At 68.9% G+C, this 18,573-nt stretch carries 20 protein-coding genes, 1 tRNA gene, 1 pseudogene and 1 riboswitch; of the genes and pseudogenes, 9 read left to right on the top strand and 13 right to left on the bottom strand.

The features are described from left to right. Positions 1–51: 51 nt before the first annotated feature. Complete coding sequence (trhA, locus tag ACFHW1_RS04490; protein ID WP_278172704.1) at positions 52–729, top strand: PAQR family membrane homeostasis protein TrhA; 678 nt, start codon at positions 52–54, stop codon at positions 727–729. Between the two features lie 111 nt (positions 730–840). Here the strand turns inward: trhA and ACFHW1_RS04485 are convergent, their stop codons facing one another. Then, positions 841–1,128, bottom strand: a complete 288-nt coding sequence (locus tag ACFHW1_RS04485; RefSeq protein ID WP_416550994.1) for a DUF6458 family protein — start codon at positions 1,126–1,128, stop codon at positions 841–843. 116 nt (positions 1,129–1,244) lie between these two features. On the opposite strand from ACFHW1_RS04485, the gene ACFHW1_RS04480 reads away from it, so the two are divergent. Further along, positions 1,245–1,745, top strand: a complete 501-nt coding sequence (locus ACFHW1_RS04480) for a SixA phosphatase family protein (protein WP_416550993.1) — start codon at positions 1,245–1,247, stop codon at positions 1,743–1,745. A gap of 53 nt (positions 1,746–1,798) precedes the next feature. On the opposite strand, the gene ACFHW1_RS04475 is transcribed toward ACFHW1_RS04480, so the two are convergent. The 4 genes and pseudogenes from ACFHW1_RS04475 to ACFHW1_RS04460 all read right to left on the bottom strand — a co-directional run. Further along, positions 1,799–2,059, bottom strand: a complete 261-nt coding sequence (locus ACFHW1_RS04475; protein ID WP_123606537.1) for a DUF6458 family protein — start codon at positions 2,057–2,059, stop codon at positions 1,799–1,801. A gap of 102 nt (positions 2,060–2,161) precedes the next feature. Further along, positions 2,162–4,021, bottom strand: coding sequence for an acyl-CoA dehydrogenase (locus ACFHW1_RS04470; protein ID WP_416550992.1), 1,860 nt, complete (start codon positions 4,019–4,021; stop codon positions 2,162–2,164). 408 nt (positions 4,022–4,429) lie between these two features. Continuing rightward, on the bottom strand, positions 4,430–5,560 hold the full coding sequence (locus tag ACFHW1_RS04465) for a PP2C family protein-serine/threonine phosphatase (RefSeq protein WP_416550991.1): 1,131 nt from the start codon (positions 5,558–5,560) through the stop codon (positions 4,430–4,432). Positions 5,561–5,749: 189 nt separating this feature from the next. Further along, positions 5,750–6,007: pseudogene (locus ACFHW1_RS04460) on the bottom strand (septal ring lytic transglycosylase RlpA family protein); the annotation flags it as partial. A 205-nt stretch (positions 6,008–6,212) separates the two neighbouring features. Here ACFHW1_RS04460 and ACFHW1_RS04455 point away from each other — a divergent pair. After that, positions 6,213–6,803 (top strand): phosphoribosyltransferase family protein, encoded by a 591-nt coding sequence (locus ACFHW1_RS04455; protein WP_416550990.1) that lies wholly within the window; start codon positions 6,213–6,215, stop codon positions 6,801–6,803. Between the two features lie 18 nt (positions 6,804–6,821). Here the strand turns inward: ACFHW1_RS04455 and ACFHW1_RS04450 are convergent, their stop codons facing one another. Continuing rightward, a complete protein-coding gene (locus ACFHW1_RS04450) occupies positions 6,822–7,265 on the bottom strand; it encodes a hypothetical protein (RefSeq protein WP_416550989.1) in 444 nt (147 codons plus the stop codon). A 74-nt stretch (positions 7,266–7,339) separates the two neighbouring features. On the opposite strand from ACFHW1_RS04450, the gene ACFHW1_RS04445 reads away from it, so the two are divergent. The 3 genes from ACFHW1_RS04445 to ACFHW1_RS04435 all read left to right on the top strand — a co-directional run bounded on the left by ACFHW1_RS04445 (position 7,340) and on the right by ACFHW1_RS04435 (position 9,085). Next, a complete protein-coding gene (locus ACFHW1_RS04445) occupies positions 7,340–8,119 on the top strand; it encodes a glycosyltransferase family 2 protein (RefSeq protein ID WP_416550988.1) in 780 nt (259 codons plus the stop codon). 313 nt (positions 8,120–8,432) lie between these two features. Continuing rightward, positions 8,433–8,717 (top strand): hypothetical protein, encoded by a 285-nt coding sequence (locus ACFHW1_RS04440; RefSeq protein ID WP_416550987.1) that lies wholly within the window; start codon positions 8,433–8,435, stop codon positions 8,715–8,717. Continuing rightward, positions 8,705–9,085, top strand: coding sequence for a ribbon-helix-helix protein, CopG family (locus ACFHW1_RS04435; RefSeq protein ID WP_416550986.1), 381 nt, complete (start codon positions 8,705–8,707; stop codon positions 9,083–9,085). The genes ACFHW1_RS04440 and ACFHW1_RS04435 overlap by 13 nt, the downstream gene beginning before the upstream one ends. A gap of 76 nt (positions 9,086–9,161) precedes the next feature. On the opposite strand, the gene ACFHW1_RS04430 is transcribed toward ACFHW1_RS04435, so the two are convergent. Both ACFHW1_RS04430 and ACFHW1_RS04425 read right to left on the bottom strand, forming a co-directional pair. After that, positions 9,162–9,235, bottom strand: a tRNA-Gly gene (locus ACFHW1_RS04430). Positions 9,236–9,381: 146 nt separating this feature from the next. Next, positions 9,382–9,897 carry a pyridoxamine 5'-phosphate oxidase family protein gene (locus ACFHW1_RS04425; RefSeq protein WP_416550985.1) on the bottom strand — a complete coding sequence of 172 codons (516 nt, stop codon included), beginning with the start codon at positions 9,895–9,897 and terminating at the stop codon, positions 9,382–9,384. 127 nt (positions 9,898–10,024) lie between these two features. Between ACFHW1_RS04425 and dcd the strand changes: the two genes are divergently transcribed. Continuing rightward, positions 10,025–10,603 carry a dCTP deaminase gene (gene dcd, locus ACFHW1_RS04420; protein WP_416550984.1) on the top strand — a complete coding sequence of 193 codons (579 nt, stop codon included), beginning with the start codon at positions 10,025–10,027 and terminating at the stop codon, positions 10,601–10,603. A 161-nt stretch (positions 10,604–10,764) separates the two neighbouring features. Here dcd and ACFHW1_RS04415 read toward each other — a convergent pair whose 3' ends face one another. Next, positions 10,765–11,703, bottom strand: coding sequence for an NlpC/P60 family protein (locus tag ACFHW1_RS04415; RefSeq protein ID WP_416550983.1), 939 nt, complete (start codon positions 11,701–11,703; stop codon positions 10,765–10,767). Positions 11,704–11,801: 98 nt separating this feature from the next. Beyond that, a riboswitch (cyclic di-AMP (ydaO/yuaA leader) is annotated at positions 11,802–11,945 on the bottom strand. Positions 11,946–12,202: 257 nt separating this feature from the next. After that, a complete protein-coding gene (locus tag ACFHW1_RS04410) occupies positions 12,203–13,246 on the bottom strand; it encodes an NlpC/P60 family protein (protein WP_416550982.1) in 1,044 nt (347 codons plus the stop codon). A 191-nt stretch (positions 13,247–13,437) separates the two neighbouring features. Here ACFHW1_RS04410 and ACFHW1_RS04405 point away from each other — a divergent pair, with 191 nt between their 5' ends. After that, positions 13,438–14,139: a GOLPH3/VPS74 family protein gene (locus ACFHW1_RS04405; protein WP_416568772.1), complete on the top strand. Its 702-nt coding sequence runs from the start codon at positions 13,438–13,440 to the stop codon at positions 14,137–14,139. On the opposite strand, the gene ACFHW1_RS04400 is transcribed toward ACFHW1_RS04405, so the two are convergent. From ACFHW1_RS04400 to ACFHW1_RS04390, 3 genes are all read right to left on the bottom strand, one after another. Beyond that, a complete protein-coding gene (locus ACFHW1_RS04400) occupies positions 14,136–14,720 on the bottom strand; it encodes a VanZ family protein (protein ID WP_416568773.1) in 585 nt (194 codons plus the stop codon). The genes ACFHW1_RS04405 and ACFHW1_RS04400 overlap by 4 nt on opposite strands. 10 nt (positions 14,721–14,730) lie before the next feature. Further along, the gene (locus ACFHW1_RS04395) at positions 14,731–16,959 is read right to left on the bottom strand and encodes a heterodisulfide reductase-related iron-sulfur binding cluster (RefSeq protein WP_416550979.1); all 2,229 of its coding nucleotides are present in this window, start codon (positions 16,957–16,959) and stop codon (positions 14,731–14,733) included. A gap of 265 nt (positions 16,960–17,224) precedes the next feature. Beyond that, entirely contained in the window at positions 17,225–17,488 is a 264-nt protein-coding gene (locus ACFHW1_RS04390; RefSeq protein WP_416550978.1) for a cell division protein CrgA, read from the bottom strand. Positions 17,489–17,719: 231 nt separating this feature from the next. Between ACFHW1_RS04390 and ACFHW1_RS04385 the strand changes: the two genes are divergently transcribed. Then, positions 17,720–18,532, top strand: coding sequence for a DUF881 domain-containing protein (locus ACFHW1_RS04385; protein ID WP_416550977.1), 813 nt, complete (start codon positions 17,720–17,722; stop codon positions 18,530–18,532). The last annotated feature ends 41 nt before the right edge of the window (positions 18,533–18,573 follow it).

Raw genomic sequence — 18,573 nt, 5'->3', positions numbered from 1 at the left:
GTGAGGCGATTCACTACCAGCGGGTAACCTACGGTGCCGTAACCTTGTCTGGTGACCACCGAAGCGCCCCTTCGCCTCAAGCCGGTCGACATCGGCAAACCCCGGATGCGCGGCTGGCTGCACACGTACGCATTCTTCGTGGCCCTGGTCAGCGGAATTGTGCTCTGCGCGCTGGCCGCCACCCGACCCGGCTGGACCGCGCTGGTCAGCTGCGTCGTCTACAGCCTGACGGTGTGCGGCCTGTTCGGCACCAGCGCGCTCTATCACCGCCGAGTCTGGTCGGAACGGGCGTACCAGATCATGCGCCGCCTCGACCATTCGATGATCTTCGTCTTCATCGCCGGCACCTACACGCCGTTCTGCCTGCTTCTGCTGCCCGGGCGCAGCGCGGCCACCCTGCTTACCGTGGTCTGGGTCGGTGCGCTGGCCGGGGTGGCGATGAAGCTGATCTGGCCGCATCTGCCGCGCTGGGCCGGCGCCCCGCTCTACATCGCCCTCGGCTGGGTCGCGGTGGTGGTACTACCCGACATTCTGCAGCACGGTGGGGTCACCGCGCTGGTCCTGCTGATCGTCGGCGGTGCGGTCTACAGCGTCGGGGCGATCTTCTACGCGCTGCGCCGCCCCAACCCGTGGCCCACCGTCTTCGGCCACCACGAGTTCTTCCACGCCTGCACCCTCGTCGCCGCGCTGTGCCATCACATCGCGATCTACTTCGCGCTCTACGCCTGACCCGCCACCACCCCGGCGGGGACCGCCCGGTCCGGGATCGTCGGAGATCCTGTTCCGTTCGTGGCAGATCCTGATCCGTCGGGGGGGTGGAGGTCTGCTCGGGGTCCGGGATCACCGCCGCACCGGGCCGCCCGGGCGACGCACCTCCCGGTACTGCTCCTCCACGACCCGGTCCGCCTCCACCGGAGCATCCGGTGCCGGCTCGTCCTGCGCGGTCCGGGACACCACCGTACGGCGCCGGCTCTGCCAGAACCACAACGTCAGGGCCAGCCCGAACACGCCGGCCACCATCAACACCCAGCCGACCGTGGTCAGGTCGAGAAAGCCCAGTTCGGCCTCGACCGCGAAGGCCAGGATGGCGCCCAGGGCGATGAGGAAGATACTTCCGCCGATACCCACTTCGTACCTCCTTGGCTGTTGCCGGCACCGTCGTGCCAGCCGGATGCCGCTTGTGAGGTAGCGGCGGGCACGGATGTACCCAGGCGCTTGTGAACTCAATCAGGCAAGCTGAACCGATGACCCGACGCAGCATCGTGCTGCTCCGGCACGCCAAGGCGGAGCAGCCCGAACAGATGGCAGACGAGCAACGCGGGCTCACCCCGCGCGGACATTCGGACGCGGCACACGCCGGGCAGTGGCTGGCCGAACACCAGCTCTGGCCGCAACTGGTGCTCTGCTCGCCAGCCCGGCGTACCCGGCAGACCTGGCAGGAGGCATCGGCGGCGGGTCCGCCGGCACCCGCCCGCTTCGAACCCCGGTTGTACGGCGGGACCGCGGTCGACCTGCTCGGCCTGGTGCGGCAACTGGACAACTCGGTGTCCCGGGTGCTGATCGTCGGGCACAACCCGACGGTCTCCTACGCCTCAGCGCTGCTCGACCCGGTCGGTGCCAGCGACAGCGGACTGCGGACCTGTGGGATCGCCGTTCACGAGTTCACCGGCGACTGGACGGCGTGTGGGCCGCAGGCGGCTCCTGCGACCCACACGTACACCGCCCGGGCTGCCCGTACCAGCTGACCGCGCGGCCCTGATCAGCTCGACCGACGTGGTCAGCCAGGTTGGCGACGTGGTCAGTTGGGCGGCTGCGGCGGTTCGGCTGGCGGCGGCACCATCTGCGCCGGATGGGCCAGCTTGTTCTCCTCGACGATGACCGTCCGGGCCCGGCGGCGGCGATCGTTCCAGAACCAGAGCACGGTGAGCAGGATCGCCAACCCGGCCAGGATCAGCACCCAGCCCACGGCCCGCACGTCCAGCCACCAGACGTCGGCCCGGACGGCGTACGCCAGGATGGCGCCTATTGCGATGAGGAAGATTCCACTGCCGATACCCATGCGTGCACTCCTTGTGCGGTGGCTACAAGTTGTGCGGTCGCCTGCTGATCTACCCGCCGGGGAGGGCCCGAAACGGTGGCGGCGGAACCTCCGGTCAGCGGCTCAAAAGGCGTCCTCGGGTAGGTCCATCAGGTCGAGTCCGGTTCCGGCGATGATTCGACGGTCGGCACCGATCCGGGGCAGCACCTCGCTGGCGAAGAACCGGGCGGCGGCCACCTTGCCCTGGTAGAAACTCTGGTCGGCGTCGGAGACCCCGTCGCCGGCCAAGGCGGTCAGGGCGACCTCGGCTTGGCGCTGCAGCAGCCAGGCGATCACCACGTCGCCGAGCGCCAGCAGCAGTCGCCGGCTGCTCAGGCCGACCTTGTACAGCGAGCGCGGCTCGCCGCTCTGCACCTCACCGAGCCAGCCGGTCATCACGCCGAGAATGTTCTGCACCTCGCCGAGCGCCCGGCCGAGCGCGGCGCGCTCCTCCTTGAGCTGGCCATTGCCGCCCTCGGCGGCGATGAAGGCCTGAATCTCGCCGGCGATCGCCATCAGCGACTGGCCGTTGTCCCGGACGATCTTACGGAAGAACAGGTCGAGGCTCTGGATCGCGGTGGTTCCCTCGTACAGGGTGTCGATCTTCGAATCCCGGACGTACTGCTCCAGCGGGTAGTCCTGCAGGAAGCCGGAGCCGCCGAAGGTTTGCAGCGACTCGTGGCCGAGCAGTTCGTACGCCCGTTCCGAGCCACACCCCTTGACCAGGGGCAGCAGCAGGTCGTTGACCCGCTTGGCGAGCTGAACGGTCTCCTCGTTGCCGGCCGCCCGGGCAATGTTGATCTTGTCCTGCCAGCTGGCCGTGTAGCAGACCAACGCACGCAGGCCCTCGGCATACGACTTCTGCAGCATGAGCGACCGACGGACATCGGGGTGGTGGGTGATGGTCACCCGCGGTGCCGATTTGTCAGTCATCTGCAGCAGATCAGCGCCCTGGACCCGGTTCTTGGCGTACTCGAGGGCGTTGAGGTAGCCGGTGGAGAGGGTGGCGATCGCCTTCGTGCCGACCAGCATCCGGGCGTACTCGATGATCAGGAACATCTGCCGGATTCCGTCGTGCACGTCGCCGAGCAGCCAGCCCTTGGCCGGCACGCCATGCTCACCGAAGGTGAGCTCGCAGGTAGTGGAGACCTTCAGCCCCATCTTGTGCTCGACGTTGGTGGCGAACACGCCATTGCGTTCGCCCAGCTCACCGGTTGCCGCGTCGAAGTGGTACTTGGGCACGACGAACAGCGACAGGCCCTTGGTGCCCGGACCACCGGCGCCCTCGACTCCAACCGGACGGGCCAGCACGTAGTGGATGATGTTCTCGCTGAGGTCGTGCTCGCCGCTGGTGATGAAGCGCTTGACGCCCTCGATGTGGTACGAACCGTCCGGCTGCGGGATCGCCCGGGTGCGCCCGGCGCCCACGTCGGAGCCGGCGTCCGGCTCGGTCAGCACCATCGTCGACGCCCACTGCCGCTCGACGAAGAGCTTGGCCCACTCCTTCTGCTCCGGCGTGCCCTCGACGTAGAGGGTGTGCGCGAAGGACGGCCCGGAGGCGTACATCCAGACCGGCGCGTTGGAGCCGAGCACCAGGTCGGCCAACGACCACCACAACGCCCGTGGCGCGTTCGTGCCGCCGAGCTCCTCCGGCAGGTCCAGCCGCCAGAACTCGGCCTGCATGAAGGCCTCGAACGAACGGCGGAACTCGGGCGGCAAGGTCACCGAGTGGGTGGCCGGGTCGAAGACCGGCGGATTGCGGTCGCCCGGCACGAAGCTGGGTGCGAGCTCCTCGCGGGCCAGCCGCTCGACCTCGCTGAGGATGCTCCGGGCGGTGTCGACGTCCAGGTCGGCGTAGGGCGCCTGGCCGAAGGCGCGGTCGGCGCCGAAAACCTCGAACAGGTTGAACTCGAGGTCCCGAAGGTTGCTCTTGTAGTGGGTCATCGCGTGGTGGCCCCGCTCTCAAACAGCTGTTACTGGTCAGTAACCACCACTGTATTACTCCCGGGTAGCCAACGACAAGCGCGCCGTCTGGCAAACCGAGGACAGCAACGGGGCAACTGACGGCCCACCAGTCGTCACCTGTCCGGTATACGGTCGTTTTGCCCGGTGCAAGAGGCAAAAATTGGGCAAAGCCCAAGAAGCGCCGCAGTTGCCATCGGAGGCACAGATGTCCGTCACCCGCCTGCTCAACGCACTGGTCGAACCGATCGCCAGCCGTCGCTACGTCGGCCGGCACCGGGCCCTCGGCGGCACCAACTTCCTGTTCGCGAACGCCCAGCCGGTCTGACCCGCCCGGGGCCTCGGCACCACCTGCCGTGGGCGCTCCGCCCCGGAGGGCGATCCGGCCGGTCAGCCGCCGGGCGCGCCGACTTCCCAACTCGGCACGGCCGGAGCGGGCACCACCCCGGAGCCCGAGTACTCCATCAGGACCAGGGCGATGTCGTCGTCGAGCCGCCCGTACACCCACTCGACCAACGCCGTCTCCAGCGACGCCAGGCCGTCACCGACGGTACCGTGGCCCAGCAGCCGCCAGGCCCGGTCCGCGGTGGGGAAAAAGGCACCGTCCCGACGTGCCTCGCCCAGTCCGTCGGTGAACAGCAGCAACCGGTCACCCGGCTCGAGACGTTCGACCCGGGGGCGTACCACCGGCATGAACCCGAGCGGCGGCGCCGGAGCCGGCGGTTCCAGCGGGATCACTTCGCCCCGGCGCAGCAGCAGCGGCGCCGGGTGCCCGCAGTTGACGATGGTCAGCGTTCCACCGCGCTCCTCCACCAGAGCGGCGGTGACGAAATCCTCGTCGCCCACGCTGCGCGCCACCGCCCGGTCCAGGTCGGCCACGATGGCCCGCAGATCGGCCCGCTCATAGGCGACGTGCCGGTACGAACCCAGGACGATGCTGGCCAGTCGGACCGCGTCCAGGCCTTTGCCCCGCACATCTCCGATGATCATGCGTACGCCGTACGGCGTGTCGAGCGCCTCATACAGGTCACCGCCGATGTCAGCGGCGGCGGTGGCGGAGATGTAGCGTCCCGCCACGGCGAGCGTGCCGACCTGTGGTCCGAGCGGACGCAACACCGCCTGCTGGGCTACCGACGCCAGCCGCGAAAGCTCGGCGATCTGCTGTGCCTGCCGTTCCCGGATGACCGCCACCGCCGCCGCCAGCCCGGTGGCCAGCGCGATACCGACCACGTTCACCGCGGTCGCCAGCGAGAGCATCTGACCGGTCAGTGCGAAGATGCCACCGACCAGGGTCGCCAGCACCCCGGTGGAGAGCACTACCCGCCACGTCGCGAAGGCCGCCGCGAGGAACGGGGCAGCGGCGACCAGACCGACGTAGTTGACACCGGACCCGTCCGCGATCTCCACCACGGAGACGAGCGCGAGCAGCACCAGGGCCGCGCCGAGGCCGACGCGGGAACCAGCGCTGAGTGGGCGGCGGCCGCCCATCGGGATGATGTGCATGGGTACGCGAAACAGCATGACTCATCGGTGGCGGTGGCCCAACGAAGTTGGCCTGTCGTCTGATCCGGATATAGCCACCCGGAGTATTGGACAACCACGGCACCCTGGCTATCCCCCGGGCGGGCGGTGAGCGGTTGCTCAACCTGTGGGCAAACCTGAATATGGCACATCACGCCGTTGACCAGCAGCTCGACACTGAGCGGCAACTCAGGATCGCGGTAAGTCGCCGAGAATCTCGTAGCGGACCTGGAGGTGGCCCAGGTCAAGAGCCGCAATCTTCGCGAAAGCGGCACGGGCCAGGTCGAGGCACCGCCCGTCGACGAACGGTCCACGACCGTTGATCCGAACCACCACGCTGGCACCGGTCTGCGGGTTGGTCACCGCACCTGAGTGTCGAACGGCAGGGTACGGTGCGCGGCGGTCCCCGACGGGTCGAACGACTCGCCGTTCGCGGTGGGCCTGGGCCTCGTTCTGGGTCGGGGACGGCCCGCCGGTCGGGGACGGTTTCGGCGTCGAGGCGGCTCGGTCGGCCCCACGTGCCGCCCGGGTCGACGCGGTCGAGCGGTCTGGCACAGGGGAGCCGGCCGCCGCACGGTAGCCGTAGCAGGCCGTGCCGTGTCAAGTGTGCCCGGCAGATTCACCGGCCGAGGAGCCCCGGCATACTCGGCCGGTGACCGACGCCGCAGCCGGCGACGCGCCGGACCCGATCGACCTTCGGCAGCTGCTGATCGACACCTTCGTCTGGCACGACCCCGGCCCGGCCAGCAGCCATCTGGTGAGCGACCTGTCCGGGTGGTGGCGACACCCCCGGATCCTCGCCGGGATCGGCCCGGCCCTAGCCGAGCTGGCCAGCGCCGGCCTGGCCGACGCGGACCGGCCGAGCACGGTGATGACCCCGCAGGTCACCGGGCTGCTTGTCGGCCCGCTGGTGGCGACAGCGCTCGGCGTCGGCGTCGTACCCGCGTACAAGGAGGATCCGCAGCGGACAATCGCAGACGCGACCACCTGGACCACGACGGCGCCCGACTACCGGGGCCGCACGCTGCGGCTCGGTGTCCGTGACCGGCACCTCGGCCCAGGCGACCGGGTCCTGCTGGTCGACGACTGGGTCACCAGCGGCGCGCAGCTGCGGGCCATGGCGCAGCTCGCCGCGGCTCGCGGGGCGGTCGTCGTCGGCAGCGCGGTGATCGTCGCCGACTGCCCGCCCGCCGTCGTCGACGAACTCCGGATCCGCAGCCTGATCCACAGCAAGGACCTGTGAACCGCCGGGTCGGATCGGCTACGGCGTCGCCTCGTGTCCCGGTCGGCCGACGGTACGCCGGGCCTGCTTCATCTCTGCCTCGTGGATGTGCCGGCGGCCGCCCACCAGCGCCTCCCGGGCCGCCCGCTCGACCGCCTGGAAGGTAGCGTAGTAACCGTCGTCGAACTCCTCGACGATCTGAAACGTCCAGCGGCCCGGCAGGACGTTGCGACCGATCAGCTCCGTCTCGACCCGGTCAGCCATGTGCCGGTGACCGGCCCCGCGCAGCAGCTGGACGACCCGGTCCAGGGTCGCGTCCGCGCCGCCGATCAGTTGGTGCATCGAGTAGAGGTGGCCACGGGCCCGGTGCACCGTCTCCAGGGCCTTGCTCAACTCGCCGAGCGCCGCGACCGTGGCGTCGTCCACCCCTCGAGGTCGGGCGTGTTCGGCATCCACAGCCGGCAGATCCTTCGGTTCCGACATGGAACATTCGTACCAGAGACCGGGGCGCCACAACACTGGGTCAACGATCAACGACCCATAGTAGAGTTGGAGCGATGCGCCCGCCCCCGCAGACCATCTCGGTGGTCACTCCTGTCCATCCCGCGAGCATCCCGTACCTCGCCGACGCGTACGCCTCGCTGCGGGCGCAGCGGATGCCGCCTGGCTGGCAGTGGCGCTGGCTGGTGCAGGAGGACGGGCAGACCGGTGCGGTCGCCGCCGCGCTGCCTCAGGACCGACGGATCAGCGTCGGCCACAACCGCCCTGGTGGCCCCGGCGTCACCCGCACCATGGCGCTGTCCCGCGTCGACGGGCCGCTGGTCAAGGTGCTCGACGCCGACGACCGGCTGACCTCCGACGCGCTGGCCCATGACATCGCGATCCTCACCGCCGACCCGACGGTCGGCTGGACGACGGCGGCGGCGCTCGATCTGCTGAGCGACCACAGCACGATACGGATGGCCACCGATCCACCGGGCGGCCGGTTGCCCGCCGGTACGGTCCACCGGTGCTGGCAGGAGGACGCCTACCGGCTGCCGGTGCACCCGGCGACGCTGTGCATCCGTACGGACCTGCTGCTGGCCCTGGGCGGCTGGCTGGCGCTGCCCGCCTCGGAGGACACCGGGCTACTCCTCGCCGCGAGCACGGTCAGCGACGGTCACTTCATCGACGAGCCGGGGTTGCTCTACCGGAAGTGGCCCGGGCAGGTGACCAACCAGCAGGCTCACTGGTCCCCGACGGAACGGGCCGACCGGATCCAGGTGATCGAAAGCCGGGTCGCCGCGCTGGCGCTGCTGGGTATCGGCCCGACGTCGTCCACACCGCAAGGTCGGTGATGACGCGCGGCGGTCGTTGCACGCAGTGTGCCCCCTCGGGCCGGTGGTCACCTGTTCAGCTTGATGCCGCAGGTGCATCAGGATGCACCTGCGGCATCACGTCCGCCGAGGCGGCGTGGTTCCGAGGCGGCCTCCCGTAACCTGGGCTGGCCTTGATCATCCTGGCCTACTGACACGCCAATGGCACGACCGGACAGCGCGCAGGGAACTCTCACCGCAACCACAGATCGAGTTGCCTGGCCGAGCCCTTGCCTGCGGCCGAGTACACGTGTCATCCTAGCCAGGACAGGTTTCGTCGGACAAAATGCGATGCGTGGCCAGGTACAGGTACTCGTGGGCGCAGTCCGCCGGCAAGCACAACATAGCGCAACAACGATCACGGTACGTCATCGAACACTGCGGTCAGCCGTACGCCCTCCCACCAGAACCCCCGGACCGGCCAGAACGGCTGCTGTTCCTCGGCGACGACAGGGACGGCGTCGCTCTCGAAGTCGTCGCCATCGAGTTGTTGGACGGGACGCTACGCGTGATCCACTCCATGGACATGCGACCTAAGTACAACCGGCTCTACAAGGAGGCGAAGCCATGGCGGGTGTAACGCGAACGACGAAGGACCGAACGACCTCCACGACCTCTAACAAGGCAAAGGCACCGCGCCGAGCAACCACCACCGGAGCCCGGGCGACTCGGGCAGCCAGCCGACAGACCAAGAACGGTACAGCGCTCACGTCGCAGCTGGAGAGCGAGCTGGTCGCAGAGGCAGAGGCTGGATACGACCCCGACAGTCTCGCCCCCCGCCGGGTCGGCAGACCGCCGCTCTCCAGCAGCGGCGGCGCCTCGCACAAGATCAGCATCCGAGTTGATGACCAAACCTACGAAATGATCAAAAAGGTGGCAGAGCTGACGAACCGCAGCCCCAGCGAGTTGATCCGCGAAGTACTGCAGGCCGCGTACCCACGGAAGTAGGAACCTCGCGACGATCCCGCGTACGTACAGCGCAAGCCCTGGTTGGGATGATGGCCCCGACCAGGGCTTCGTGTGTTGGAGCGGGTGACGGGAATCGAACCCGCACTGTCAGCTTGGGAAGCTGATGTTCTGCCATTGAACTACACCCGCGAGCGGACCCACTCTACCCGGTCAGCCCGGTCACTGCGCAACAGGCCCGGCCGCCAACCGAGCACAGCATGGGGTACGGCTCGACACCCGTCGACCGGGCGTCAACGGGTAGGGCGTCGACGCGTCGGCCGGTGCCACGCGGCGGGTCAGCAGGCGACCGGGGTCGGCACCGGGTGGGAGACGCTGCCGCTGGTCGGGTCGAGCCAGACCTGGACGGCTGGTTGCCGTGGCGCCGCCGCCGCGTAGTGGCCGGTGCTGCCACCGCGTTGCGCCACCATCGCCACGTCGACGGAGAACTCGAACAGTCGCCAGTCGACGTGCGGCACGGCCCCGAGATCGCTGGCGAGCCGACCCACCTTGGCCCGATCGGTGACCGGATGCGCCCGACCTGCCAGGTACGCCTCGTCGTCACTCTCCTCCGGCGGGAACGAGTGCAGCGCGTACCGGCCATCCCGCTCCAGGTCACGCCGCTTCGGCGAGTCGATGATGAAGCAGAACAGCCCGTTGTCGGTGATCACCGGGGAGACCGGGTGCACCCGGGGACCACCGTCGGCTCGGACGGTGGCGAGGTAGCCGAGGCCGGGACCGTACTGCTGCATGAGGAGTCGGATCGCCGTGGCCAGGCGGGGCTCGTCGGCTGCGAACTCGGACCAGGTTGCCATGCGATGATTCTATCGAACATGTGTACGAGGAGATAGGGGGATCGCCCGTCCAGGCCAATCCGGGTACGTACCGGCCGGACAGCCGGCCGCGCGGTCGCACCGGCCGGACGGTCGCTATCGTGTGACGATGCTTCTCTCCGACCGGGACATCGTCGCGGAGACCAAGACCGGCGGACTCTCCCTCGAGCCGTTCGAACCTTCGCTCGTCCAGCCGTCGAGCATCGATGTCCGGCTCGACCGGTATTTCCGGGTCTTCAACAACCACCTGTACACCCACATCGACCCGGCGACTCGGCAGGACGATCTGACGTCCCAGGTCGAGGTGCCCAGCGGCGACCCGTTCGTACTGCACCCCGGTGAGTTCGTCCTCGCCTCCACGCTCGAGGTCGTCTCGCTCGGCGACGGCCTGGCCGCCCGGCTGGAGGGCAAGTCGAGCCTGGGTCGGCTGGGCCTGCTGACCCACTCCACCGCCGGCTTCATCGACCCCGGCTTCTCCGGCCACGTGACGTTGGAGTTGTCCAACGTGGCCAACCTGCCGATCAAGCTCTGGCCCGGGATGAGAATCGGCCAGCTGTGCATCTTCCGGCTCTCGTCGACGTCCGAGCATCCGTACGGGTCGGCGGTCTACGGATCCCGGTACCAGGGACAGCGTGGACCCACTCCGAGCCGGTCCTGGCAGCGGTGGCGCACCTGGCCGACCAGCTAAACCGGCTGGGCTGTCGCAGCGCCGGCGCGCCCGCGGTGGGGAGGCGAAAGGCGCCCTCCCAAGCCGGGGGGAGACATGGGAGGGCGCCTTTCCGGTGGCCGGTGCTGCCGCTTGACGGGGGGGATCAGCGGCACGCGCCAGGCCATGGGGAGGAGTGAGGTCTAGCCGGGCCTGCCGTAACTGTGCACACTCGAACCGATCTTGCGCATCTGCACAGGTTCGCCCGCCTGGGGGGCGTGCACGATCCAGCCGTTACCCACGTACATGCCGACGTGGGAGAGCCCGCTGTAGTAGAAGATGAGGTCGCCGGGGCGCAACTCGTCCCGGCTGACGTTGGCGGTCACCTGGCGCTGCCGGGCGGCGTTGTGCGGCAGCGCGACGCCGGCCTGCGCCCAAGCGGCCAGGGTGAGACCCGAACAGTCGTAGCTGCCCGGTCCCGCTGAACCCCAGACGTACGGCTTGCCGATCTGCGCACAGGCGAAGGTGACCGCCTTGCCGGCCGCACCGCCGGGGTAAGTCGCCGGGCAGGGCGCGGGACGCAGCGAGCCGAGGGTGTTGGTCGAGCCGTACGCCTCCAGGCGCAGGTCCTGCAACCGGTCAACCTCGGCGTCGATCTCCTTGGCCTTCGCCGCCAGCTGAGCCTCGGTGCTGGTCAGCTCGACGATCAAATCGTCGAGCGGGGCCTTCTTCGCGGCGTACTCGTTCCTGAGGTCGACGACGGCCTGCACGTCGCGGGCCTGCCGCCGGGCGAACTGGTCCAGCAGCTCGAGCTGGTCGGCGAGGTGGGTCGGCTTGCCATTGGTCAGGATCGCGTTGAAGACCGACGGACTACCACCCTTGTACGACCGGGCGGCGAACTCGCTGACCCGGTCCATCGCCAGGTCGATCTGGATCTGCAGTGGCTTGATCTTCTTCTGTAGTTCGTCCGCCTTCTTCTTCTTGGCGGCAAGGTCCTGCCGTACGGCATTGTGCCGTTCGATCGTTGGTTCGAGCTCGGCCCAGACCTCGTCGATCTGCGACTCGATCTCGGCGACGGTGGGCTGCGCCTGCGCCGGCGCTGCTACCAGCAGCAGACCGACGCCGGTGGTGGCGGCGACCAACGCGGAGAGTACTCGGCTAGGGTCGTGCGGCGATTTTCGCCGATGGTCGCGGCTGGACCACCGGAGGTATCGCCGAGGGGCGCTCGTAGCCACCGGACTCCTTCTCCCCAGACCGCCTACCGGGTTAGCTGCCGGGTTCGGGCGGAAAGGAGACGCCCTACCGCAGGTGGCCTGCGGATTCACCCCGGAAGTGCCGTGGGTCCCCGGCTCGCCGTCAGACGGCGATTAGGCGGTGTCAGGCCGAGGTCAACCCGGTTGGTTGACGTCCTCCCGACTCGACGATCCCCAAGAGTAGAGAGCGGCGTTCTCGCTACGCAAGCGAGAACATGGACTATCTCATTGAGTACACAGACGATTGCGTATCGTACATAGGCTGCCATCGCTCAAGCGTTCGAATTTTCCCGGGCGGACCGGCCCGTTCATACCGGTCCGCCCGTACGTTCGGCCAGCCAACGCGCGCCACTCAGATTGCCTCAGCAGGCTGGCTGACCTGCCACGATCAGCCGACCCGCTTGAATCCGGCGAGCGGCATGTTGTCGATGTTCTCCATCTGCACGGGTTGACCCGCGCGGGGAGCGTGCACCATCAGGCCATTACCGATGTAGATCCCCACGTGATGCAGATCACTGAAGAAGAATACGAGATCCCCGGGTTTGGCGTTGGCACGGCTGACCGAACTGCCCTGATTCCACTGAGTTCCGGTGTAATGCGTGAGGCTGACACCGGCACTTGCCCAGGCGTACTGGGTCAGGCCGGAACAGTCGAAGGCGTTCGGCCCGGTGGCACCCCAGACGTACGGCTTACCGAGCTGTGCGCAGGCGGTGCGGACCGCGGTTCCGGCGGCTCCGCCGACCGACACCGCCGGGCACGGGCCGGAGGCACCGGATCCGCCGGTGTAGCCGGTGGACTGGTACGCGGCGTTGCGCGCCCGTTCCAGGCGTTTGATCTCGGCGTTGATGGTTTTGCGCTGCTCGGCGAGCGTCTTGTCCTGTGCCTGCTGCTTCGTGATCAACTCGTCCAGCGTCTGCCGTTCGGCGAGATAGCGGTCCCGGGTCTCCAAAACAGCGGTGATCTTTTCCTGCCGACGCTTGGAGATTCGGTCCAGCACCACGAGCTGATCCGCCAGGCTGGTCGGCGATCCGGTCCGGAGCAGGGCGTTCAGTTCGCTCGACGGCCCGGTCCGGTAGTAGCGGTTGGCAACCTCGCCGATCTCGTCCGCCGCCAAGTTGGCCTGCAGGGACAGGGGGCGGATCTTCTCGTCGAGCGCGGCCGCTTTCTTCTCGTTGGCCTTGAGCTCGCTGTGCACCTTGTTGTACTGCTCGATGACCGGTTCCAGTTTCAGCCACTGGGCGTCCAACTCGGCTTCGATCTCAGCCAGCGTCGGCTCGGCGTGGGCCGGTCCAGCCGGGAAGACCAGCGCAGTTGCGGCAAGCAACAGCGCAATTGCGATACGTTGAGGAACCCGTACACACCAATGCTCTCCGCGTCGATACCGGGACCCACTGTGACGATGGATGTGCGAATTCGCGAGCGCACGTGCCATTGGCAGCGACTCCTTCAATGGTTCGATCGCTGGGGCCTCACGGGCGGGGGTACGGAGGCCGACATCCGCAGCGGTCGGTGCATCACCTTATTGGAAAGCGCGGTGTTCGTTCAAGACCGCCTGCCGCCTCCGCTTCCCCCGCAGCTACCGCTTCTCCTGCAGTCACCGGTCTGGGCGGTTAGCGTGATGACATGGAGTCGCTCAGCCTCGCGGAGGAGCTCGTCCTGCTCAGCTATGACGGTTCCGGGGCCGCGTCCGTCGCATCCCCGGAGCTCGACTATGCCGTCGCCGGGGCGGTGTTGTGCGACCTCGCCGTCGGCGGGCAGATCTCGATTGACGCAGACGGCCGGGTGCTGGCCGGCGACGATCCCGCCGGCAGGTACGCGCCCGGCGAAGCCCCGGGTCGAGGCCACGGCCGGGAGTTCCTCGACCAGGTACGGATCAGGATCCAGGCCGAGCCTGGCCGCGCAACCCGCGACTGGGTGGTCGAGCTGTCCCACGGTGTGGTCGAGGAGGTACTCGACGGGCTGGTCGCCTCGGGGGTGCTCCGCCGGGAACGGGACCGGGTGCTCTGGGTCCTGCCCCGGACCAGGTTCGCTCCGCCGGACGGCGTCGAACCGCCCGCTGAGACGGAGACCCGGCGACGGTTGGCCGCCGCCGAGCGCGGCGCCGGACCGGTCGGACCGCGTACCGCCGCGTTGGCCTGCCTGCTGAACGCACTCGACGTGCCGGACGTCGGTGCTGCACGGCTTTCGGACGCGCGGCGCCGGCCGCCTGCGGTGCTCGGGCCGGCGGCCTGGCCGATCGCTGCGACCACCGACGTCGTCGACGGGTACCGGGCGACGGTCGCCCGCAGCGTCTTCACCGCCACCGACGTCGCGACTGGCAGCTAGCTGACCCCGGTAGGCGACGGCGCGAACCGCCGCCACAGCAACCGGACCACACTGCCGCCGACCGCCCCGATCAGCGCCCCGGTCGCGTTGTTGACCCAGTCGTAGCCGACACACTCGCGGCCGACGCCGAGCACCGCCTGGCCTACTTCGACGACGACCGGGGCCAGCACGAGCAGCCCGGTGGCCAGCACTGGCCGGTGGACCGCCAGCACCGTACAGAACGCCAGCGGTACGAACATCGCCACGTTGCCGACCCGTTCACCGAGCGAGTCGACGGTGACCAGCCCGGACCACAGCACCGCCGGATCGGTGAGCGACCGGAGGCACGCGGCGAAGACCTGGCCGTCCGGGCCGGAAACGGAGACCCCGGGGGCGAGCGGTACGCCGGACCCGGTCGGCGCCGGTGGCAGGGTGAGCGCGGCGATCGCGGCAGCGCTGACAAGCATCCCGAGCGTCGGCCAGCGCGCCCAACCGAGCCGTACGGCGAGCGGCCGGTGCACCAGCAGGCTCACGCCGGCCAGCACCGCGAGGGTGAGGAACGGCCAGGGCTGGGCGAGGAACTCGCGGGCCCAACCCAGCACCCGCTTCTCCCTACTCCTCGGCCGACGATGACGCCGACGATGCTACCGCCGGCTTGACCGACCTGAGCAGCACCGTCGCCACATCGACGACCTCGACGTTCTCGTCCGCCGCGCCACTGGACTGCTTGCCGGTGACCCCGTCGCCGAGCATGGTGTAGCAGAACGGGCAACCGACCGCGATGGTCTGGGCCCCGGTGGAGAGCGCCTCCTCGACCCGGTCGACGTTGACCCGCTTGCCGATCCGCTCTTCCATCCACATCCTCGCCCCGCCGGCACCGCAGCAGAACGAGCGTTCCGAGTTGCGCGGCATCTCCCGCAGCTGAGCCGCGTCGCCGCCCGCCTCGGCACCTGCGGTCAACGCGGCACCGAGCACCTCCCGGGGCGGGCTGAACACCCGGTTGTGCCGGCCCAGGTAGCACGGGTCGTGGTAGGTCAACCCACCGTCGACCGGGGTGACCGGGGTGAGCTTGCCGGCGGCGACCAGGTGGGCCAGCAGCTGGGTGTGGTGTACGACGTCGAAGTGGCCGCCGAGCTGGCCGTACTCGTTGCCGAGGGTGTTGAAGCAGTGCGGGCAGGTCGCGACGATCTTGCGTCTCGCCGGCTCCCGGTCGCCGAACGCCTCGTTGAGGGTCTCGACGTTCTGCTGGGCCAGCATCTGAAAGACGAACTCGTTGCCGATCCGGCGGGCCGGGTCGCCGGTGCAGGTCTCGCCCTCGCCGAGGATGGCGAAGTCGACGCCGGCTTCGTGCAGCAGGGTCGCCACCGCGCGGGTTGTCTTCTTGGCCCGGTCCTCGAACGCGCCGGCGCAGCCGACCCAGAACAGGTACTCGAAGTCGTCCACCTCGCCGACTCGGGGGACCGCGAAGTCGAGCCCCTTGGTCCAGTCCTCCCGGGTGTTCGGCGGAGCACCCCACGGGTTGCCCTTGTTCTCCAGGTTACGCAGCATCACGCCGGCCTCGCTGGGGAAGCTCGACTCGATCAGCACCTGGTAGCGGCGCATGTCGACGATGTGGTCGACGTGTTCGATGTCCACCGGGCACTGCTCCACGCAGGCCCCGCAGGTGGTGCACGACCAGAGCACGTCCGGGTCGATGACGCCGCCGTCGTCGGCGCCGCCGATCAGCGGGCGGTCGGCCTCGGCCAGCGCCAGGGCATCGACCTTGGCGAGTTGTTCGGCCGTACCCTTCTCCTCGCCGGTGAGGTCCTTGCCGCCGCCGGCGAGCAGGTAGGGCGCCTTGGCGTAGGCGTGGTCGCGCAGCGACAGCACGAGCAGTTTCGGTGACAGCGGCTTACCGGTGTTCCAGGCCGGGCACTGCGACTGGCAGCGGCCACACTCCGTACAGGTGGTGAAGTCGAGCAGGCCCTTCCAGCTGAACTGTTCGACCTGGGCGACCCCGAACTGATCGGATTCCGGGTCGGCCTCTTCGAAGTCGAGCGGCTTGCCGTCGCTCATCATCGGCCGCAGCGCGCCGAGGCCGGAGTTGGGCCGGCCGGGGTCCCGCTTGAAGTAGATGTTGAAGAAGGCGGCGAACCGGTGCCAGGCCACCCCCATGGTCAGCGTCAACGCGATGACGATCAGCCAGGTCATCGAGATGAGGATCTTGACCAGGGCGGTGATGCTGATCGCCGCTTCGGAGGCGGGCAGGACGGCACCGAGCGCGTGGCTCACCGGGGTGGCCCAGACCGGGAAGTCGAAGTGGTCGGTGGCCACCCGGAAGCCACGGATCAAGAAGCCGCAGATCAGTACGGCGAGCACGACGGCTTCGACGAAGTAGCCCTGCCACATCGTCGAGCCGGTGAACCGTGACCGGCCGCCGGTCCGGGTCGGCCGGTTCGCCAGCCGGATCCCGATGAGCACGCCGATACCCGCCATGCCGAGGATCGAGATGAGCTCGGTGACCAGCCCGTACAGCAGCCAACCGCCGATCACCGGAATGCCACCGCCGGCGTTGACCACCTCGAAGTACGCCTCCAGCACGAGGATGGAGAGCACGATGAAGGCGACCATGACGAACCAGTGGGCCGCCCCGACGACGCTCCACTTGAGCATCCGGGTGTGGCCGAGGGTCTCGCTCAGCATCACCTTCGCCCGGGTGGCCGGGTCACCGGTGCGGTGCGGGTCGGCCTTGCCGAGTCGGATGATCGAGACGAACTGCCAGACCGCCCGGCCGGCGAGCACCACCGCGACGGCGGTGACGATGGCGGCGACCACCGTGGTGACGATCTGGACCGTACCCATTCGTTGGCCTCCCGGTGTGCTGCGGACGAGCGGCATAGTGACCGGAAGGCCGGCCACGGAGCTTCAGCCTACCGCCAAGTTACCCATGGGTAATGTGACGAGCGTCGCACCGTACCGGCGACCGGTACTCGCCACCCTATGGCAGCGTCGCCGCCACGCCGGCGCCCGGCCCCCGACAAAACAGCAGGTCGGCCGGCATCCTCGTGGACACCGACCGACCTTGGGCGGCACTGGCGGGCCGACTGCGGACCGACTGTGAACCGGGTCAGCGCCAGCGGGAGAGCAGGATCAGCGAACTCACCATGGCACCGAACCCGATCGCCAGGTTCCAGTAGCCCCAGGAGGCGACCGGGTAGGCGGTCTCCGACAGGTAGTAGACGACCAGCCAGCCGATGCCGAAGACGATCAACGAGACGGCGCTGATCGGCAGCCAGATCGGACTCGGCTTGCGGGTGGCAGCCGTCTGGGTCGGGCGGACGTCGGTCGGCGGGGTGTAGACCTTCTTCTTGCGAACCTGCGACTTGGGCACGACGCTCTCCTGGTGGCTATCATCCGGCCCGGCAACCGGACGCAGCGGCGACGGTCCATGGCCAATAATGTTCAAGAGCTAGCGTAGTCAAGTTGCCGCGATCCGGCCACGGGCCGCAGCACGGTAGCAGCGACATTTGGGCACAACCAGGTCCACCAGGTGCGACAGACCGCTCAGGTGGTCCATTATGCGGACACTTGTCGATGGCTGGCAGGCGGAGAGGGGGCCGAGGTGGAGTACACCTCCGGCAGCGCGTCCTGGCGGGACGTGGTCCGGCGCGCCGTTCGCGGGCTGCTGCGTCGCCGGCGCGGCGCGGAGCAGCCCGGCTGGTCCGCCGGCGTACCGCTGATCGCGCTGCTCGCCGGCCTGCTGTTCACCACGACCGCCACCACCGCCAGCGGCACCAGCCTGCGGGAGGACCGTCGACCACAGCTCGCGCAGCTGATCGACGACCGCCGTACCCAGCTCGCCGCCGCCGAGGAACGAGCCGCCCAACTGCGCGACCAGGTCGACCAGCAGACGGAGCTGGTCGCCGGGTCGGACGAGCCGATCGCCCGGCAGCAGGCCCGGATCGACGCGAACCGGTCGGCGGCCGGCTTCACCGCGCTGGCCGGCCCGGGCGTCATCATCGAGCTCGACGACGCGCCGCGGCTGACCGACCTGCCGGACGGTGCCAGCAACGACGACCTGGTGGTGCACCAGAGCGACGTACAGGCAGTGGTCAACGCACTGTGGGCCGGCGGCGCCGAAGCGATGTCAATCATGAACGTACGGGTGTTGGCGACCAGCGCGGTACGCTGTGTCGGGAACACGCTGTTGTTGCACGGCGGGGTCTACTCGCCCCCATTTCGGATCGCCGCGATCGGTGACCCCAGCGCCCTGCAGCAGGCGCTGGCCGACTCCGAAGGGGTGCAGTTGTTCAGAGACGCCGTGACCCACTTCCAGCTGGGCTACCAGGAGACCATCGAAGCCGAGCTGACCGTGCCGGCGTTCGACGGCTCGGCAGCGCTGCGACACACCACCGTTCCGGAGTCGGCGCGATGACCCGGCCCGGGGTGCCCGACCGTCCAGGGGCGCCCGGCCAT

Origin of the sequence: Micromonospora sp. LOL_014 (assembly GCF_048060245.1) — a bacterium.
GTDB lineage: Bacteria > Actinomycetota > Actinomycetes > Mycobacteriales > Micromonosporaceae > Micromonospora_E.
The sequence above is the reverse complement of the archived record's forward strand: the minus strand, read 5'-3'. Positions and strand labels throughout refer to the sequence as shown.

What these genes read in the sequence shown, in the direction of transcription:
- ACFHW1_RS04425 (WP_416550985.1), bottom strand. Translation starts at nt 9,897, where the DNA reads ATGGCAACCTGGTCCGAGTTCGCAGCCGACGAGCCCCGCCTGGCCACG.
- ACFHW1_RS04405 (WP_416568772.1), top strand. Translation starts at nt 13,438, where the DNA reads ATGGAGTCGCTCAGCCTCGCGGAGGAGCTCGTCCTGCTCAGCTATGAC.
- ACFHW1_RS04395 (WP_416550979.1), bottom strand. Translation starts at nt 16,959, where the DNA reads ATGGGTACGGTCCAGATCGTCACCACGGTGGTCGCCGCCATCGTCACC.
- ACFHW1_RS04480 (WP_416550993.1), top strand. Translation starts at nt 1,245, where the DNA reads ATGACCCGACGCAGCATCGTGCTGCTCCGGCACGCCAAGGCGGAGCAG.
- ACFHW1_RS04445 (WP_416550988.1), top strand. Translation starts at nt 7,340, where the DNA reads ATGCGCCCGCCCCCGCAGACCATCTCGGTGGTCACTCCTGTCCATCCC.
- dcd (WP_416550984.1), top strand. Translation starts at nt 10,025, where the DNA reads ATGCTTCTCTCCGACCGGGACATCGTCGCGGAGACCAAGACCGGCGGA.
- ACFHW1_RS04475 (WP_123606537.1), bottom strand. Translation starts at nt 2,059, where the DNA reads ATGGGTATCGGCAGTGGAATCTTCCTCATCGCAATAGGCGCCATCCTG.
- ACFHW1_RS04465 (WP_416550991.1), bottom strand. Translation starts at nt 5,560, where the DNA reads ATGCTGTTTCGCGTACCCATGCACATCATCCCGATGGGCGGCCGCCGC.
- ACFHW1_RS04450 (WP_416550989.1), bottom strand. Translation starts at nt 7,265, where the DNA reads ATGTCGGAACCGAAGGATCTGCCGGCTGTGGATGCCGAACACGCCCGA.
- ACFHW1_RS04435 (WP_416550986.1), top strand. Translation starts at nt 8,705, where the DNA reads ATGGCGGGTGTAACGCGAACGACGAAGGACCGAACGACCTCCACGACC.
- ACFHW1_RS04410 (WP_416550982.1), bottom strand. Translation starts at nt 13,246, where the DNA reads ATGGCACGTGCGCTCGCGAATTCGCACATCCATCGTCACAGTGGGTCC.
- ACFHW1_RS04470 (WP_416550992.1), bottom strand. Translation starts at nt 4,021, where the DNA reads ATGACCCACTACAAGAGCAACCTTCGGGACCTCGAGTTCAACCTGTTC.